Origin of the sequence: Psychrobacter immobilis (assembly GCF_904846175.1) — a bacterium.
GTDB classification, from domain to species: Bacteria; Pseudomonadota; Gammaproteobacteria; order Pseudomonadales; family Moraxellaceae; genus Psychrobacter; species Psychrobacter immobilis_E.
Genome location: NZ_CAJGZM010000001.1, coordinates 260211 through 279557, shown reverse-complemented (window position 1 = coordinate 279557; position 19347 = coordinate 260211). Strand labels below are relative to the sequence as shown.

15 protein-coding genes are annotated in these 19347 nt (G+C 42.4%); 4 read left to right on the top strand and 11 right to left on the bottom strand.

What is annotated here, in order from left to right; translation table 11 throughout:
- Positions 1 to 95 precede the first annotated feature (95 nt).
- The 4 genes from JMW39_RS01130 to yajC all read right to left on the bottom strand — a co-directional run bounded on the left by JMW39_RS01130 (position 96) and on the right by yajC (position 5493).
- Positions 96 to 1514 (bottom strand): MATE family efflux transporter, encoded by a 1419-nt coding sequence (locus tag JMW39_RS01130; protein ID WP_201543088.1) that lies wholly within the window; start codon positions 1512 to 1514, stop codon positions 96 to 98.
- A gap of 178 nt (positions 1515 to 1692) precedes the next feature.
- On the bottom strand, positions 1693 to 2967 hold the full coding sequence (gene secF, locus JMW39_RS01125) for a protein translocase subunit SecF (protein ID WP_201543087.1): 1275 nt from the start codon (positions 2965 to 2967) through the stop codon (positions 1693 to 1695).
- Positions 2968 to 2976: 9 nt separating this feature from the next.
- Complete coding sequence (gene secD, locus JMW39_RS01120; protein WP_201543086.1) at positions 2977 to 4854, bottom strand: protein translocase subunit SecD; 1878 nt, start codon at positions 4852 to 4854, stop codon at positions 2977 to 2979.
- A gap of 309 nt (positions 4855 to 5163) precedes the next feature.
- Positions 5164 to 5493, bottom strand: coding sequence for a preprotein translocase subunit YajC (gene yajC / locus JMW39_RS01115; protein WP_201543085.1), 330 nt, complete (start codon positions 5491 to 5493; stop codon positions 5164 to 5166).
- Between the two features lie 510 nt (positions 5494 to 6003).
- Between yajC and JMW39_RS01110 the strand changes: the two genes are divergently transcribed.
- The 3 genes from JMW39_RS01110 to JMW39_RS13350 all read left to right on the top strand — a co-directional run bounded on the left by JMW39_RS01110 (position 6004) and on the right by JMW39_RS13350 (position 11595).
- Positions 6004 to 7278, top strand: coding sequence for a hemolysin family protein (locus JMW39_RS01110; protein WP_201543504.1), 1275 nt, complete (start codon positions 6004 to 6006; stop codon positions 7276 to 7278).
- 548 nt (positions 7279 to 7826) lie between these two features.
- On the top strand, positions 7827 to 8321 hold the full coding sequence (locus tag JMW39_RS01105; RefSeq protein ID WP_201543084.1) for a nuclear transport factor 2 family protein: 495 nt from the start codon (positions 7827 to 7829) through the stop codon (positions 8319 to 8321).
- Between the two features lie 199 nt (positions 8322 to 8520).
- Positions 8521 to 11595 carry a LysM peptidoglycan-binding domain-containing protein gene (locus tag JMW39_RS13350; protein WP_201543083.1) on the top strand — a complete coding sequence of 1025 codons (3075 nt, stop codon included), beginning with the start codon at positions 8521 to 8523 and terminating at the stop codon, positions 11593 to 11595.
- 137 nt (positions 11596 to 11732) lie between these two features.
- On the opposite strand, the gene JMW39_RS01095 is transcribed toward JMW39_RS13350, so the two are convergent.
- Together JMW39_RS01095 and JMW39_RS01090 are read right to left on the bottom strand one after the other, a co-directional pair.
- A complete protein-coding gene (locus JMW39_RS01095) occupies positions 11733 to 12941 on the bottom strand; it encodes a transglycosylase SLT domain-containing protein (RefSeq protein WP_201543082.1) in 1209 nt (402 codons plus the stop codon).
- A 1030-nt stretch (positions 12942 to 13971) separates the two neighbouring features.
- The gene (locus JMW39_RS01090; protein ID WP_201543081.1) at positions 13972 to 14817 is read right to left on the bottom strand and encodes a Nif3-like dinuclear metal center hexameric protein; all 846 of its coding nucleotides are present in this window, start codon (positions 14815 to 14817) and stop codon (positions 13972 to 13974) included.
- A gap of 424 nt (positions 14818 to 15241) precedes the next feature.
- On the opposite strand from JMW39_RS01090, the gene JMW39_RS01085 reads away from it, so the two are divergent.
- Positions 15242 to 16570: a S1C family serine protease gene (locus JMW39_RS01085; protein ID WP_201543080.1), complete on the top strand. Its 1329-nt coding sequence runs from the start codon at positions 15242 to 15244 to the stop codon at positions 16568 to 16570.
- Between the two features lie 148 nt (positions 16571 to 16718).
- Here the strand turns inward: JMW39_RS01085 and yfaE are convergent, their stop codons facing one another.
- The 5 genes from yfaE to JMW39_RS01060 form a co-directional block, all read right to left on the bottom strand.
- A complete protein-coding gene (gene yfaE, locus JMW39_RS01080; protein WP_201543079.1) occupies positions 16719 to 16985 on the bottom strand; it encodes a class I ribonucleotide reductase maintenance protein YfaE in 267 nt (88 codons plus the stop codon).
- Positions 16986 to 17081: 96 nt separating this feature from the next.
- Complete coding sequence (gene nrdB, locus JMW39_RS01075) at positions 17082 to 18215, bottom strand: class Ia ribonucleoside-diphosphate reductase subunit beta (RefSeq protein ID WP_201543078.1); 1134 nt, start codon at positions 18213 to 18215, stop codon at positions 17082 to 17084.
- A 104-nt stretch (positions 18216 to 18319) separates the two neighbouring features.
- Positions 18320 to 18691, bottom strand: a complete 372-nt coding sequence (locus JMW39_RS01070) for a hypothetical protein (RefSeq protein WP_227679114.1) — start codon at positions 18689 to 18691, stop codon at positions 18320 to 18322.
- Positions 18692 to 18713: 22 nt separating this feature from the next.
- Positions 18714 to 19001 carry a type II toxin-antitoxin system RelE family toxin gene (locus JMW39_RS01065; protein ID WP_183617831.1) on the bottom strand — a complete coding sequence of 96 codons (288 nt, stop codon included), beginning with the start codon at positions 18999 to 19001 and terminating at the stop codon, positions 18714 to 18716.
- Positions 18991 to 19242 (bottom strand): type II toxin-antitoxin system Phd/YefM family antitoxin, encoded by a 252-nt coding sequence (locus tag JMW39_RS01060; RefSeq protein WP_201543077.1) that lies wholly within the window; start codon positions 19240 to 19242, stop codon positions 18991 to 18993. Before JMW39_RS01060 ends, JMW39_RS01065 begins: the two co-directional genes overlap by 11 nt.
- Positions 19243 to 19347 lie beyond the last annotated feature (105 nt).

Sequence of the window (19347 nt, the reverse complement as noted above, 5' to 3'; positions counted from 1 at the left end):
ACATCCTAATTTTTTCTTACTTTAGTTTTTCGTTTATTGTCTATTTTCTAAAAACACATCATATAAACATCATTTTAGCTAAATGCTCTTAATAATCAGGCTTCAGGCTGCAATTTTTCATAACTGCCTGTTTGATGAGCGCGGAATAAAAATCCACCAAGAATAATTAATCTCAATAATAATAAGCACCAAACGCTCAGCCAGATGCCGGTCATATCCCATTTTTGATACAGTAGCCAACTTAAAGGAAAAAATATAATCGCTAATATCAGTGCGGCATTACGAATGACACTACCTGCCGTTAAACCAAAGAATATCCCATCTAACCAATAAGCGCCAACGCCTACAAGGGGGAGAAGTACGGCATAAAGGTGATAGTCATAAGCAAGCGCAAAGACTGGTTCGATATTGGTCATCAATTGCAAATAAGTCGGCATACCAAGCCACCATATCGCACTTAGCATCAAGGCAAGTCCGTAACTGACAACACCTGTACGTTTGACGATAATACGGAACCGCGGCCAGTCACGTCGTCCAGCAGCTTGTCCGCTTAAGGTTTCTGCAGATACCGCCACGCCATCAAGGGCAAAGGCTGAGATACTCAATACCTGTAATAAGATGGCGTTAGCGGCCAGTATGACATCGCCGCTTTGGGCAGAAAGACGGGTAATCCAAGCAAAGCTTATCGTTAAAATAAGCGTACGGATAAAGATGTCTTTATTTAATGAAAATAGCCTAAGCATTTTATCTTTGCTAAAGTGTTCTTTATTAGCCGTAAATAACGCGCGCCAAGAGATTTGTAGATCTCGACGGCTCAGCCATAATGCCAATACCACGCCAAGCCAAAAGGCAATCGTCGTTCCTAACGCCACTCCAACCAAGCCCATTTGCATCACGTAAACAAAAAATAAGGTTAGTATGATATTAAGCATAGCGATAAAACCTTGCTGATAAAGCATATAGCGGGTCTTGCCTTGACCGGCAAACCAGCCGATAAATGCAAAGTTCATCAGCTCAGCGATGACACCCCAAAAACGTACGCCTAAATAAGTCTTTGCCGCGCTGCCACTGTCAGGATTGGCAGAAAGCGCTTGCAAGCCAAAATCAATCAGCCAAGGTTTTGCAATAAGCAAAACTGCGCCAATCATAAAAGCGAGTAACAAAGCACGTTGTAAAATTGATAGCAGGGGTGATTGGTTTTGCTTAGAGGGGTTTAATGAGGCATTGCTAGAAGTGTTTTTATTAGCGAGTTGACCCAGTGCTTGTGCAGAAAGACCAGATGACGCATATTGCAAGAAGTTAAAGCTGACCAGTATCAAAGACAGCAGTTGTATGGCTAAGCCCATCCCAGCAAGCTTCGCAGTGTCATTCATATTACCGACAATGGCCGTATCAATGACGCTTTGTAGCGGCATCGCAAGATTGGCCAATAATACCGGCAAAGCGATGGCAATGATGCGCGCATAGCGAGTATCAATGGGCGGCATAGCAGTTGGCGGCAAGGTAGATGGCATAACACAGTCGCTTATATAATAACAAGGCAGAAAAGATTTCTAAGCACTTATCAGATGATATTAAAATATAAATGAAAATAGCATAAAGACAAAAGCACCTAGATTTAGGTGCTTTTGTCATGGTAATGCTTATTTGCTTAATAACTAAAAAGTCTAATTATTGGCTTTGATATAAGCATCAGTCTTGCTCAAACATTTTTGGATCATTAAAGGTCACGATTTCTTCTTCAAACTCAGGTTTTACTTTAACGATAAAGTCATCACGTGACAGACCCATTGCTAGAGGAATAGAGCTTGCGATATAGGTAGATGAGTAAGTACCAGCAAGTAGACCGATAAATAGTGCAGCCGAGAACCAGAATAAGCCATCACCGCCTAAGAATAGCATCGCGAGGACAACCAACAGTACCGTTGAGATAGTCATAATCGTACGGCGTAGCGTCTCTGTTAATGACAAATCAATTGTTTGACGCGGCGTAATACCACGCACACGGCGGAAGTTTTCACGGATACGGTCATAGACGACGATGGTATCGTTCAATGAATAACCTATCAATGCCAAAATGGCTGCCAAAACTGTTAAGTCAAACGGGAAGCCAAATAATGCAAAGACGCCGATGGTCACGATAGCATCGTGAAATAGTGACAATACCGCACCAATCGCGAGTTTGAACTGGAAGCGCAAGGCGACGTATCCAAGCATACATGCCAATGCTAATACAATCGACATGACTGAGCTTAGATAGATCTCATTACCAACTTGGCTACCGATGATATTAACGTTACTGATTTCAACATTATTATTAGGAAGTTTTAATGCTTCACTCAGACTAGCATTCAAGCCATCAACGTTATCAGATTGGGGTGGTAAGCGTATTAGTAGCTCTTGACGCGTTCCTAGATATTGTACGACGGCATCGTCAAAGCCATTATCAGCCAACGCTTTGACCACGTCGACTTGCTCAGCAGGATTCTCATAACGCACATCGGCTGAAACCCCGCCGGTGAAATCAAGACCTAGGTTTAGACCATTAATGGCAATGGCGATAATACTACCAATGACCAAAATAATAGATAGAATTGCCATTGGCTTTTCTATCTTCATAAAAGGAATGATACGCTGATCACCAATGGCTTTAATGCCGCCTTCAGCATAGGCCGCTGCGTCGTCAGCAGCATCTCCTAAATCAGCTGATACTAAGTTAGTATCTAAGTGAGTGTCGGTTGTATCAGATGTTTGAGTAGTCAGTACTTGACTGCCTTTATCCGCACTTTTGCCACTACGGCGAGCCTTACTACCTGAGGTTTTGGTAGTGGCATGATTGGTTTGGCTATTGCTACCCTTACCATCACGGCGCGGTTTCTTGCGGCGACGCGTACTGGCTTCGCTATTTGAGCCATTCGGTTCAGGATTGTTCTGTTGTTCTATAGGGTTGTTATTATCGATAGCCATAGTTTTCTCCTAACCGATACTCAGACGTTTGATAGATTTACGCTTACCGTAAGCAATTTGTATCAGCGCACGCGTTACCAAAATGGCGGTAAATAGCGAGCTGACAATACCAATGGCCAACGTAATCGCAAAGCCTTTAATCGGACCTGTACCAATCGCAAATAAGATAAAGGCGACCAGTAAAGTTGTGATATTGGCATCGAAAATACTACTATAAGCGCGATCAAAACCTGCCACGATCGCAGATTTCGGTCTGACGCCATTCGCTAGTTCCTCACGGATACGCTCAAAAATCAGAACGTTGGCATCCACCGCCATACCAATGGTCAATACGATACCCGCAATACCAGGTAGGGTCAGTGATGAGCCTAAGATTGACATAACAGAGATGATGATAATCACGTTAACTGCTAGAGCAATATTCGCAATCACCCCAAATAGGCGATAGAAAATAATCATAAACGCAAAGACTAATAAATAACCAACCTGCGTAGAGAATAAGCCTTTATCGATATTTTCTTGCCCAAGTGATGGGCCAATAGTGCGCTCTTCTACAAAATACATCGGCGCTGCCAATGCACCCGAACGTAGTAATAGCGCAAGCTCAGCGGCTTCCGCACTACTATCAAGACCGGTAATACGGAATGATGAGCCAAGTACCGCTTGAATATTGGCACGGTTAATGACTTTTGTTTCAGCGTAAGGAGTACGTACTTCCACGGTTTCGCCAGTCACTGGATCTTCTTCATAAGCGATACGTTGTTTATTTTCGATAAACAATACGGCCATTTGCTTGCCAACTGCTGTACGGGTGGCATTTTGCATCAGCTTACCGCCAGCACTATCTAAAGTAATACTTACTTCAGGCGAGCCGCTTTCATCGATACCCGTTTGAGCGTTGGTAACTTTATCACCTGTGACAATCGCTTGGCGCTCTAGCAACACTGGTGGACCATCAAGCGTTTCAAATGGGAACGCTTCGGTACCAGCAGGTGGAATGCCGCCCATATAATTTTCAGCGCCTTCAGCGACCATACGGAACTCAAGGTTAGCCGTACGACCAAGGACACGTTTTGCCTCAGCAGTATCTTGTACACCCGGTAGCTCAACAACGATACGGCTGGCACCTTGTGATTGTACCAAGGCTTCGGTTACCCCAAGCTCAGCAATACGATTGCGCAGAGTAGTCAAGTTCTGATTGACCGCATAGCTGTTGATTTCATCAAGCGTTGCATCGTTATAAGCTAAAATCAGCGCAGGACCTTGCTCGTCAATAGAAGACTGTAAGGAGAATGTGTTACCCATCGAACCTTGCAGGACGTTTTGCGCACGGTTACGAGTATCAGTATCAGAAAAATGTAGCACCACGCCACGTTTTTCTGTTTTAATACCTTTAATGGCAATACGCTCAGCACGCAGGTCACGGCGCATATCACGACTGGCGCTGTTTAAACGTTGTTCGAGCGCCTTGTCCATATCTACTTCTAGCACAAAACGCACGCCACCGCGCAAATCAAGTCCAAGTTTCATCGGTCTTGCACCAATATCACGCAACCACTGCGGGGTAGTCTGTGCCAAGTTCAGCGCGACCACGTAGTTCTCGCCCAAATTTTGACGCAGCACTTCCTGAGCTTTTAGCTGATCGACTGGATTGTCAAGACGCACTAGCGCACTGTTGCCCTCAAAGGTACCGTCGTGATTATTGATTCCAGCCTCTTCAAGTAAGCTTTGAGACTGAGTCAAGATACCTTCAGACAGCTGCGTACCTGCTGCTGCACTGGTAATCTGTACGGCCGGTTCATCAGGATAGAGGTTAGGAGCCGCGTATATACCGGCAATGATGAGCACGACGACGATGAGTAAGTATTTCCAAGCGGGATATTGCATAATCACTTCTTTAGGTTGATAAACTACTGGCGACGCAGGCCACAAGTTAGCAGATGGGAAGTTAGCGATAACAAGGGTGTGTGACTAAATGGGGAGCTACTATATTGTTTTAGTAGTCGTACTGAATCATGCACCACTGTAATCATCCGCGATGATAGTAAAGCAAAAAACGATAAAGCGAAAAATGACCGTAAATAATGTACGGTCATTTTAAAGTCATTACAACTATTAATTGATAAATGCCATCAATTAGTCACAACCAATGTTTAATAATTAATGTTTAACAATCATCAAATACATTAATAATGCTTAAACGCTTTCGATAGTACCAGCGGGCAATACTGAAATAACAGAAGCACGTTGTACTTTAACGTCAGTGTTGTTGTTTAAGCTCACAACCGCATAATCGCCTTCTAACGCTTTGATACGACCCATAAGACCGCCAGCAAAGATGATTTCGCTACCAACAGTTAATGAATTGACCATGGCGCGGTGCTCTTTGGTGCGTTTAGACTGCGGGCGAATCACCAAAAAGTAAAAAATGGCAAAAAATGCCACTGGCAACAAAATTTGACCAAATAGTGACGCAGCTCCGGCAGTTTCTGGCGCAGCATGGGCAGCTTGAATAAAAAAGCTCATAATTTCTCTCAATAAGTCATAGATAAGAATAAATTTACAGGCATAGTAACAAAAAATCCCAGACTTGGTAACTGTTAATCATAGGCTAGGCATGTTTTTGTTCAGCATTTACCATACTAACCGCCAATATTTAGGCTAACCATCGTATTGCTATCATAAAGGGCAGGGTAATTAGGGGTTAAGCAAGCAGAAAAAGTCAGTATGTTAAGTGGATATATTGGGTGTCATGGCATGAAAATACTAGCGTAATTAGTATAATTAACCCCGTTATCTTTTTGATATAAATAGTGATTTGTTGTCTGATGTCAGCGTCGCTGTTACCATTAAAGGAGTTTTTAAACCGTTCTAAATGACGCTATAATAGGCTGTCTTGAGCATGATTTTAAGCGCCAGATAGATAAAAATTGGACTTTATCCCTTATTATTTTCTATCTGCTACCGTCAGCTCATGATATATTGTGACTTCCTTTTTCTTCTTTGTTTAGGTTACCTAACTTGTTTACCTCTTTTATATCTGTACCTCGCTTATACCGTCCGCGCGCCTGTCGTAAAGACGCATCCGCTGAACCTCCCCCGACGATGCGTAGCGATACTCGATTGAGTATCAAATCTTTTCTGTTGTTAACTGCAATAACGTTGTTGCCGCAAACCGTTTGGGCAGCTGAAGCAATGGCAGACCCAAGCGCAAGCAGCGTGCTACTACTCATCTTATTTGTACTCGTAGCGATTGGCATCTCGTTTATTTGTTCGTTGGCAGAGGCCGCATTACTCAGTATGACCCCGTCATATATTGCTGACATTCAAGAAAGCAATCCAAAAAAAGCCAACATGCTAAAACGCTTAAAGGTTGATAATATCGATCAGTCGTTGGCAGCTATCTTAACCTTAAATACCGTAGCGCATACTTTAGGTTCTATTGGCGCTGGTGCGCAGGCGACGATTGTCTTTGGTAGCGCTTGGTTTGGACTGTTCTCTGCAGTTATGACCTTGGCTATTTTGTTTTTGTCAGAAATTATGCCAAAAACACTTGGAACCATATATTGGCGTCAATTGGGCGGACTGGTTGCTTATTTTGTCCGCGGTATTATCTTGCTGCTATATCCACTTATTTGGTTTTCAGAAAAATTAACCAAATTGCTAGTACGCGGCAAAGAACCGCAGGCGTTTAGCCGTCGCGAGTTTGCAGCACTTGCCAGCATTGGTGAAGAGTCAGGACAAATCGACCCCTTGGAGTCGCGTATCATTCGTAACTTATTGGCATTTGGTGCCATTAAAGTTGAAGATATCATGACCCCGCGTTCGGTGATGCTGGCGTTTGAAGAACATAAAACCGTTGCTGATCTGCTAGTTGACCGACCAAAACTTACTTTTTCTCGTTTACCAATTTATGATGGCGATTTAGACAATATCACCGGTTTTGTATTAAAAACCGACATGCTATTGGCAAAGTTCAATAATGCTGCCCACAAACCACTGACAGATTATAAACGCGACATTACCTTTGTATTTTCAAAGATGAAATTGTTTGATTTGTTAGAGTTGATGCTAAAAAACCGTCTTCACATTGCGATTACCGTTGGTGAATATGGTGAGGTCAAAGGCTTGGTGACATTAGAAGACGTTTTTGAAACCTTGTTGGGTCTTGAGATTGTCGATGAAATAGACCGCGTCGAAGACATGCAAGCGTTAGCTCGGCAGATGATGGACAGACGCGTTGAGCGCTTGGGTATGAAGCTGAGTGATGACGAGCAGTATGAAGACATTCATACAGAGGATAAAAATTAGAAACACCGACATTAGAAACATCGCTATTAGAAACATCGCTATTAGAAACATCGCTATTAGAAACATCGCTATTAGAAACATCGCTATTAGAAACATCGCTATTAAAAACATTGCTATTAGAAATACAGCTATTCAAAATACCTTGCATTAAGCGACTTAAACTGTCTTAAAACATCAATCATAAGGTGTTGAGATAGTTTTTATAAGTTCACAATGTATTGAATGCAAATAGCCATTTTAGAGTGACATTCGCAATAATTAAACAGGGTGTCACATGGCTGTGAGAATTTAGTGATAGTCTAAATTATCGTAACAAAACGCTGCTTAAAATCTTAGATTTAACCAGATGTAAGATAGCTAATTTATAAACGTATGACTTATTCCTATACTTAATTTCATAAAAGTACGATTTGGTTTTAGTTTATATGATAATTTTTATCTACAAGAGCAGTAATTAATAATTAAATGATACATCATCGTTAAGCATCATGATGGCATGATGAAAATTATGCATGACCATAACGACAATAGTATCACTAAGGAATAGCATGAAAAAATTATGGGGAAAAGGGCTGTTGGCCTTATTGATGAAAAGCGCTAGCGTGACTGCGATAATGGCGGCTGCCAGCACTATGACTATTAGCGCGCAAGCGGCAACCATGACCGAATCATTGGTGCAAAACTACGTTGCCGCCATGAAATCAGCTGCCAATAGCCAAAACACCAATCAAGTGGCGCGTTTGGTCTCTGATGATGCCTTGATTTCAATGTCAAGAAAAGGCAAGTCTACCAGCCTCGACAAAGATGCTTATCTAAAATTACTGCAAAACAGTTGGAGTAATACCTCAAATTACCGCTACGATATCAATGTGGATAATATTGTCATTACCGGTGATCAAGCAAAAGCCAATGTTACCACCAATGAAAGCTGGGTAAAAGACGGACAAAAAGTCTCATTTGTCACGACATCGAGAGTGACGCTTACCTTATCGACCGGTAATGCAGTACTTTTACGCGCTGTCTCACAAGTAGCGATCAATTAGCTATAAGCAGGCCATCATCATCAACAACGTTAGTTAATGAATTGTATAAATCATGCCGCTATTTAGCCATTGAAAGATAGGGCCGATTAAATTCTGTCCATTATCTTTCATAATAGGCTGGTCTTTGTTTGAGATTGCGTACTATACTGTCGATTAACTTTATTTTATCACTTATTGTTGTTAGGAAACTTCCACTATCATGTCTACTGTGTCATCAAAATCTCGCTCATTTATCGCTTTACCACTGACGCTTGCGGTGTCGACTTTACTTATCAGTGCTTGTAGTAATACCTCGGCGGTGAAGAAGACGGGTGCGACCGGCAGCTCAGCTGTGGTTGCGAAGCGTCCTGTCAATCAAGCTGCTAAGCCAAGTACTGGCGCTGATTATTCAACAGCGTTCTTGGATGCTGAAAGCTTAGATGAGCTGGCCGATTTATTAGAAGCCACCGACATGACGATGGTTGAAGGCAATAAACTTGCCATTCAACAATATGGCGACTTATGGAATCGCTTGCGCGCAGGCTACCGTATGAATGGTGGTCAGCCTGTTTATAATCAGCGTATCGAAGCGCAAAAAGGTTGGTTTACCAGTCGTCAAGACTATCTTAACCGTTTGACCGCCCGTGCCAGTCGCTATATTTACCATACGGTACGAGAAGCTGAGCGCCGTAATATTCCAACCGAACTTGCGTTATTACCTGTGATTGAAAGCTCCTACGATCCAAGTGGTACCAGTAGTGCGGCGGCAGCAGGTTTATGGCAGTTTATCCCAAGTACAGGGCGTATCTATGGTCTTAATCAAAGTAGCACTTACGATGGTCGCCGTGATGTCATCGAATCAACCCGTGCCGCTTATGACTTTTTGACCGCACTGCATAACCAGTTTGGTAGTTGGGAGCTAGCACTAGCCGCTTATAACGCAGGTCCTGGTCGAGTACAAAAAGCCATTGATGCCAATGCTGCTGCGGGATTGCCGACCGATTATTGGTCGCTAAGATTACCGACTGAAACCATGAACTATGTACCGCGCTTTTTAGCGGTTGCTGAAATTGTTGCCAAGCCTGAGCAATATGGTGTTTATCTGCCCGCTATCGCTAACCGTCAGCATTTCCGTAGTGTGCCGGTCAACTATGGCGTCAGCTTAGCCGAAGTTTCGCAGACAACTGGTGTCAGTTATGATGAATTGGAAAGACTGAATACGGCACTGACGTCAGCTCGTATCGATGCATCAGGTCCGCAGCGTGTTATCATTCCTAATGATGTCAGCTTGACGACGGATGCGAAACTGAGCGCCTTAAGAGGTAATGGTAGTAGTAATGTGATGGCTTCTAGTAACACCAGTAGCACGCCAAGCTACTCAGGCTCTACTGCTACTACGCCGAGCTACAATAATAAACCTTATACTGGCGGCACATCATTGCCTTCTACGGGTAGCGCGCTTGCTGAGTATGCCGCGAGTGCCAGTGTACCGCAGCAAACCACCAGCTATATTCCACCGACGGTTTCACCGACGAGCAGCTCTGTTTATAGCAGCAATACCTCATTCCGTACTGAGCCGCCACTGACTTCGGCAGAAACCAAAAAGATTAATGCCGAGCTAAAAAGCAGCAACAGCTTACCGACCACATCGGCACAAATCACGCAAAACAATACCATCATTCAAGAACCACCGTTAAGTAAAGCGGAACGTGACTTTATTGCCAGTCAAATTCGTATTAGTACACCTGAAACCAATGTCATCAATGCAGATGGTAATATCAATCTATCGGCAGTACAGACGCAGCAGTCAGTGTTAGAAGCCAGTGGTAAAGAAAAGAAACTGAGCTTCCCAAAAACCTCGGTCAGCAAACCAAAACCACAAGGTACACGCAGTACTTATACCGTAAAACGTGGCGATACCTTGGCAAATATTGCCAGTCGTTCGGGTGTCAACTGGCGTGATATTGCTGAATGGAACCAGATTGATGCTAGCGCCAATCTATTAGCGGGCAGTACGTTATATTTATATAATGCCAAATCGATTGAACCTTTGAGTAGTGCGAGCAATACAGCAGCCAGCCAGCCAGAAAGCTATGTGGTACAAAGCGGTGATACCCTTATCGGCACAGCCAATCGCTTTGGTTTATCGGTGACTCAGCTAGCAACTTATAATAATCTGAGCAGTAGAGCGGACTTGCTACGTGGTCAAAAACTATGGCTGGTTCCTGGTAAAGTAACCGCGCCTGCGACCATACCTGCAGCACCATCGACCAAACCTACTAAGTCAAGTGCGGCAACCAAAAACTATAAAGTCAAACCTGGTGATGGTCTGATTGCTTTGTCACGCCAATTTAATGTGCCGACTACTACCTTGGCGACGTTAAATAATATTCGTACGACCGATTCACTATATGTTGGTCAAAACTTAAAAGTACCAGCCAATGTAGACTTTACGACTGCGCCTACTACGTCTAATAGTGTGACTAGCAGCAATACTACTGCTAGTAACTCAAGCTCAGTGGCAACGACCAACTATAAAGTCAAATCAGGTGATACTTTAATCGGTATCGCAAATAGCGTTGGCATTAGTCCTGAAGAACTGGCAGCCGTAAATACTAACTTTGATGCCAAAGCACGCTTGCAACGTGGTCAAACGATTAAAGTACCTGTCACCAAAGATTTGGTAGATCGTCAGCTTAACGACAAGGCAGTCAGTTATAAAGTCAAATCAGGCGATACCTTGACGGGCGTTGCGCAGCGTTACAATATTGGATTGGGCGATTTGGCCGCTGCGAATAACTTGAAAACCAATTCCAATTTAATATTGGGTCGTACGATTACCATTCCTGCTAATGGGACAGTGAGCGCTTTTACTACTGCTAGTAATGCTAGTAATGCTAGTAGCAGCAGTAACAGTAATAAAGGCAGCAGCAGCGCCAGTGCAGAAGCCACTAGTAGTAGCAATATCGCAAGTAGTAGCGGTAAAAAGCTTGGCAATACTGAGAGCTATAAAGTTAAATCGGGAGATGGCCTTATTGCGCTAGCGCGTCAGTTTGGCATCTCGGTAGAGGATTTAGCGGCTACTAACGATTTAGCGACCAACGCCCAGTTGCAACGTGGTCAAACTATTAAAGTACCAAAAGCGACGGTCAGCTATACCGTTGGTTCAGGCGATAACTTGATTGGATTGGCGCGTAAATATGGCGTCTCAACCAAAGAGCTTGCGGATATGAATAATATCGCTGTAGATACTATGCTGCAACGCGGTCAACGTCTAACCGTACCAAATCGCTAATATATAATGTAATCACATTTAACAAATTTTAAGCATTAAAAAAAGCTGCTCTTCATAGAGCAGCTTTTTTATTGCAAAAGTTTTATAGGTGTTTTATTTATAAGCTTTTACCGTGAGTCTTTTAAAAAGAAAACTGATTAAACCGTCTGCGTTTTAATGGTTTCAAGATAACTTCTAATATTACTCACATAATGCATCGCCTGGCCATAACGGCTATTCGAGGCTCTGTTCTCAGATAAGTAGGCATATATATTTGCCCAGCTTTTATCATCGATACCATTGGCACTCAATTTACGCTGGATACCTTTTACGGCATTTGGACCCATATTATAAGCGGCAAGGGCAAACCAGATGCGGTCGGTCTTTGGTACATCAGCGAAATCCGCTTTCATTTGCTCCAAATACCGAGCGCCGCCACCGATACTTTGGTAAGGATCAACGCGGTCAGAGACGCCCATGGCTTTGGCGGTATTATTGGTCAGCATCATTAGGCCGCGTACCCCTGTCGGTGAGACAGCATTAGCATCAAGATGTGACTCTTGATAGCCCATTGCCACCAGCAACTCCCAGTCATGGTTGTAATTGCGTGCTTGCTCTTCGAAAGAAGATTGATAGTCGGGTAATTTCTCTATCAGGGTCTTTTTAAAATGGTCTTGGCTATAAGCATCTTTTAATAAATTCTGATTATAAAATGCCGCCAATTTCTGTGTGTGTTCAAGCTTCATACTATCACATAAGAAATAACTGGCTTTTTGTGATAACGGATCATTGGCTGAATTAAACGTCCAGCTGACTTTAGGATGTAAACCGTTTTTAGTCAAGCTGGCGTCATAGCCGCAGCTGACATTGACAGAAGATAAATTCATCTGGCTTTTTAGCTGAGTGCTGGCGGTGGTCAATGCCATATCGGCATCACCTGATTTTAAAGCGTTAAGCGCTGCGTCTTCACTGGCATAAGCCTTTAGCTCGATTTTTACCCCGAGCTCATCAGCATAACTACGCACTAAATCGTAGCCAAAACCATGCTGAAAGCCATCAGTCGCAAAGTAAGTACTATCACCTGGCACAGCAGCAATGGTCAGAGTTTTCTCCAACATGACATGCTCATAAGCTGGTATGTGCGTGCCCATTGTCGTCAGACTCTCAGCAGGTAGAGAGAGCAGGGCAATACTAGATATTTGCGCCAATTTTTTGGTCTTGGCGAAACCAGTCACTTTAATAGGTGCAACGGCTGGAACGATGTTACTTTTGGTGCTTAGCAAGCGTTTAGAAGGCTGCAGTATATATGATATACGGCGTTTAGCCCCTCGCGCAGATGCTTTCGCACGATAAGTAATTCGCTGCATGGATGTCTCCTGATTTTAGCCATCCTGCATACCACAAAACGCTGTGTCAATTTATGCTGCTTATATATGCTTATCAAAAGCGTATTACTATATAAGCGGCATGAACTGGCGGTGCATCTTAGATAATATTGTCCTTATAAATAAAATGAGTACAATATCATCTTGTTTACCTATAGTTGGGCTAACATTCGTTATATAAGCGTTAGCACTCAAATCTTTCAATCAGCTAGCCAATACTTAATGTCATCTTTTTTTAAATTTTTTCAAAATAGAAATCATTTTGAACGCTATTCTAAAAAAAAGACACACCGCACCGCGAAGGCTATAAATCGGATGATTCCTTCATCGATACTAGGTTGGCTATTGAATAAAAGACCCGTTATTCAACTATCGTAAACATAGGTAAGGTCATGAATAAATTATTGAGACAAAACGTCGTATAAGCGCGGTACAGCTGCACTTAATCGTTGCAACGCTCATATTATTAGCCAGCTACTCTTTAAATAGGTTGTAGTAGAGTAAATGGTCGATAATACGTACTGTCCAGCGATAAAAACAAGCAAACACTTTCTAACCACTCGTTGAAAATAAGTAGCCATTAGGGCTCGCCTAAGCAGTATCGCGACGCTAATAGTAATACTCACTGTCTAATTAAAAAATAGTTTATTAGACAATAAACACTGTTTTAGCACCATAACCGGAAGCTATAAAAATGGGAAGTCTCATGACAAGACATTCTTTCTTCAGGTACTAATATGCGGATATTCACCATATTATTCAAGTAGGGTTAATAAATTAGCGATAAAACTTAACAATAGCACTATAAACGGTAAAAAATCGCCTCGTTTTCATCAATTCACTGACAATAAACATTAAGAAATTTGCTTGCCAGAGAGAATAAAGCACTCTTAAAAGGCTTGAAATGCTAAATGCTAAATGCTAAATGCTAAATGCTAAATGCTAAATGCTAAATGCTAAATGCTGAAATTATCGCTTAAATTGCAAAGAATACGATAAATTGGCTTAATTGTTAGGCTGGATTGTCGATATCTATAAAAGTCACTGGTAAGCTAAATTGCTGAGCAATGATATCGCCCAAGGCTTGAATACCACCACGTTCTGTCGCATGATGGCCGCAAGCAAAATAATCAATACCAAGCTCACGAGCAATATGCGTGGTACGCTCTGATATTTCACCGGAGATAAAAGCATCGCAGCCCATCAGTGCCGCTTGTTCAATCATATCTTGCGCGCCGCCGGTACAAATACCCACGCGTTCAATAAGTCTATTATTTTGCGTATCAGATTGATTGCTATCTGAGGCTTGATAATGAGCAGAGATGTGTAGTGGCAGGCGTCCTAGCGCGTCGGTAATCTGGGTGATTAGACTTTGAGCACTTTGCGGTGTGCAATTGGCAATATTACCAACCGGATGTGATTCGCTAGGATAAAGCGCGCCAATGATACTCATATCAAGTAGCTCAGCCAGTTTGGCGTTATTGCCAATGCGAGGATGGGCATCAAGTGGCAGATGATAGCCAATCAAAGAAATACCATGTTGCATGAGTTTGCGGATACGTTGACCTTTCATGCCTGTGATGGGTGCAGGCTCGCCTTTCCAAAAATAACCGTGATGCACCAAAATGGCATCGGCTTTGTCAGCAATCGCCGCATCAATCAACGCCTCACATGCGGTGACACCAGTAACAATGCGCTGAATAGGTCGACCACCATCTACCTGTAAACCATTGGGCGCATAGTCTTTAAAGGCTGCTGCTGATAGGTATTCGTCACAAAACTCTGTCAAGGCTTGAGCGCTAATCGTCGTATTTGAAAGTTGGTTTGAAGGTTCGGTTAAGCTATTGTGTTCGGTCATAGAGTTTCCTTATAATTATTACAGTTTCCACTATTTTGCTCTTTTATAGCTTCGATTTTTTACTGTTTAAATGGTTGAAGTTTGTATGTTAAATAATCAAAATATCTATTTATAACACCTATCTATAAATGATACGTGTTATAAATCATCAGGGCTTTATCATTGCTATTTTAGCATGGTGCTGTAAGAGAGTAGACAAGGCGAATAACTGAAACGGTACACGATGCGTTACTATTTGTCGGTGTTGCCAGTTATAATTTGCATACCTGAATCTATATAATTTATAACCCTAAAATTATTCAAGCTGGCGTTAATCATTTCTAATCACATCTGATTGATTAGACGTGTATTCGCTGATTCACCCTTCATTATTTTATAAAAATGGTTTTATAAAAATAGTTTTCAAAAATATAGAGGTTTTTATATGTCGTCATCTCGAAACGCCAATGACAAGGCTGGTCTGGTAAAATGGTTACCTTGGATTTTGTTGCTGATAGTGATTGCAGCATTTATCTGGTTGTTTACGAGTATGAAAACGGCATCAGAGCAAGCATGGGAGCCACCTAGAACCACGCCCGCTGAGCAGCAAGCGTCGACGCCTGTTTCCGATACGCCGGCACCGATTTCTTCTTATCATAATGGCGTTGCTCGCGCCTCACAGTCGGTAGTCAATATTTATACCACCCAAACGATGGCCGAGCATCCTTATATGAATGATCCGGTGCTGCGCCGCTTCTTTGAGTTCCACGGCGCACCCTCAGAAGAGCAGGGTAATACCAATTTAGGCTCGGGTGTGATTGTCTCAGAAGATGGTTATATCGTGACCAATGCCCATGTGATCGAAAAAGCGGATGAGATTACTGTGGCCTTTAATGATGGGCGCAAGAGCCGTGCTAAGCTTATTGGCACGGATCCAGACAGTGATTTGGCAGTGATTAAAGTCGATATGACAGGTCTAACACCACTTGGCTTCCGTAAAGAACCTACGCTAGTTGGCGATGTTACATTGGCGATTGGCAATCCATTTGGTGTCGGACAAACGGTAACCCAAGGTATTATTTCAGCGACAGGACGTACAGGTCTTGGGGTCAATAAGTTTGAAGACTTTATCCAAACCGATGCCGCTATTAATCCCGGTAACTCAGGTGGCGCATTGGTTGACGCTTTTGGTGAATTAGTCGGTATCAATACCGCTATCTACTCACGTTCTGGTGGCTCGATGGGTATTGGTTTTGCCATTCCTACTGCTATCGTTGAGCAAGTGATGAACGCTATTATTAAAGACGGTAAGGTCAGCCGTGGTTGGTTAGGGATTGAGATACAATCACAATTACGTGACCCAACGCAGCTAGAAACCTCAACTGGGGTAGAAGTGCTGAACGTCGTTCCTAAGAGCCCTGCCGCTAAAAGCGGTTTACGTATCGGCGATGTTATCCTGACGATTGACGGCATTGAGATGACCGATGCCAATACCTTGATTCAATATGTCGCTCGTAAAGCACCGAATACTACATTAAACGCGCAAATCTTACGCCGCGGTAAAAACGCGCAAGTGAAGATATTGTTAGAGGAACGTCCGGCGCAAGAGCCGATGGCGCGCCCTGTTGTCATTCAAGATGAAACACTTGGAGGTATGGGCGATCCGAATCTACAAGGTGAAAGACAAGAAATGCCAATGATGTCAGAAGAAGAGCGTGACCGTATGCGCGAAGAGTTATTACAGCTGTTTGAAAGAGATGGTGCACCTTTATAAGCAAATTTATAACGGCATGCTCCATAAAATAAAGTTTAGGCAAACGGTTTTAGAGTTTAGTCAATAATAAAAAAGCGCGCTATCTTGTAGATAACGCGCTTTTTTATTAGACTTTTAATGTTTAATAATAGCTTTACTAATTTAGCAGCTATTTTTCTATTAACTCATGATTGATATAAATAACTCCTTGCACCCGACAGCAGCAGGGCAGGATTTCATCTTCTTCAATCATAGCAAGTGGCTCAAACGGATAATCAATAACGTGTGAGCTGGCAATGCGTTTGATACGGCAACTGCCACAGTAGCCTTCCTTACATTGATAATTAACATCATGTCCGGTGCGTAGCAATCCATCAAGCAGACTTTCGTCATCATGCAAGTAGAATTGCTTCTTACTCGTCATTACCCAAGTCATAATTTTATCCTATTTATATCCCTAACTTTTTTATTACCTATCATTTTGGAATCTCTAAACGATACTCTTTAAAAAGCTATTGTCTACAAATCTAATCTATAACTCAAAATCATCAAAATCGCTGTCTGACAAATCTGAATCAATTTGGCCGACCAAGTACGAGCTGATTTCCGTCTCTTGCGGTGCCACTTGGACATTATCAGAAGACAACCACGTATTAATCCAAGGAATCGGATTTGATTTAGAATTTGGGAATGCCACTGGCAAGCCAACCGCTTCCATACGTAAGTTGGTGATATATTCGATATATTGGCAAAGGATGTCTTTGTTTAGACCAATCATTGAACCGTCTTTGAACAGATAACCCGCCCATTCTTTTTCTTGCTCAGCCGCTCTGGTAAAGATATCAATGCTTTCTTGATAGCACTCATAGGCAATATCGACCATTTCTGGGTCATCTCTGCCATTGCGCATCAAGTTCAAGATATGCTGCGTACCGGTTAAATGTAGCGCCTCATCACGAGCAATGAGCTTAATAATTTTGGCATTACCTTCCATTAGCTTGCGCTCAGCAAAGGCAAACGAGCAGGCGAACGACACGTAAAAGCGAATGGCTTCTAAGACGTTAACGGCCATCAAGCATAAATAAAGCTGTTTTTTCAGCGATTTCAAACTAACCGTCACTTCTTTGCCATTGATGGTATGCGTGCCAGCACCATACATATTGTAGAGCTGTGAATCGTAGTACAAATCATCATAGTACTTAGCGATGTCAGCTGCGCGCCCTAAAATGTGCTCATTTTGCATGATGTCATCAAAGACAATACCTGGATCATTGACGATATTACGAATGATATGGGTATAGCTGCGCGAGTGAATGGTCTCAGAAAATGTCCACGTCTCAATCCATGTTTCAAGCTCAGGAATAGAAACCAATGGCAACAGTACCACGTTTGGGCTACGACCTTGGATAGAGTCGAGTAGCGTCTGATACTTTAGGTTACTGATAAAGATATGCTGCTCATGTGACGACAGATTGCCATAATCCATACGGTCTTTTGACACATCAACTTCTTCTGGACGCCAAAAGAACGACAGCTGCTTTTCAATCAACTGCTCAAAGACAGGGTGCTTTTGCTGATCATAACGCGCCACGTTGACCGGATTACCAAAGAACATGGGTTCGAGCAAAGCATTATTTGGTTTTTGGGAAAAGATTGAGTAAGTCATCGTGCCACCTTTATAAGTTATACAAATGGTTAATCTAAAATTGGATATGCGGTTTTAACAATGCGGTTTTAAAAGTATTAGCAAAATGGGTTATAGGCTCTCTATTATAAATTCTCTAGTGATATTTGTGTTGGTTCGTGTCCATCATTCATATAGGCTTTAAAAATCTCGCTAAGCTCACTATCATCCAATCCTTCTAGCTCATCGATAGCGCTCTTACGCAGCGTACTTAAATCTATGTCTGCGGCTTTCTGTATTTCTTTTTTTAGCGGCTTTTTTACTGTTTTTTTTGCTTGTCTTGTCGCTTCCATCTTTGATATTGCGCTGCTATTTAATTGCTGACGAACCTCATCGATATCGACTTCTACTTGCACGATATGCGAGCCACCATCGTTTAGGTCTGAGAATACGTTAGGGATAAACAAACCACCGTCTTTGATGATTGCGGTATATTGCACGTCTATGACCTCCGTCATTTTTATTCTGTCTGTATTTCAATTATGGTTGGCGTGTCGCAAGCGCATCATATACTTTGTTATTCTCTCTTTTGCCTACTGCTAATACATAAACCACGACCACATCATCTTTGACGGTATAAACCAGACGATAACCTATGGTGCGTAGTTTGATTTTGTAGGCATCCGTATGTCCTGAGAGTTTTGAAGCAGGAACACGAGGATTTAATAAGCGCTGCTGTAACTTTTTCTTAAACTGCTGCTGAATACTTGGCGCTAACTTTTTCCATTCTTTTAACGCTAAAGGATGAAACTCAAGATTATAAGTCATCCAAACTTACCTTTATAGGTATTTGCCCGTCATTCATTCGTGCGCTAATAGTTTGGCTTAATGCCATATCGTCCATCGCTTCCATCATGCGCTCAAACATATCTGTGGAAACTAAGTAAGCCACCGGTTTATTGTGGTTTAAAATAGCAATGGATTCACCGTCCGACTGCTTAATCAGTGCCGAAGGGTTAGTCTTTAACTCTGAGATGCTGGCTGTCTGTGTTGCAAATATTGGTTGCATGATTTATTCTCCGCTAAAATTGTGCTCTAAATATAGAGACGATATTAGCACGAAAATTAGGTCTTAATTGTTAATCTATTTACATGTAATTTGTAGGGTGTGCCT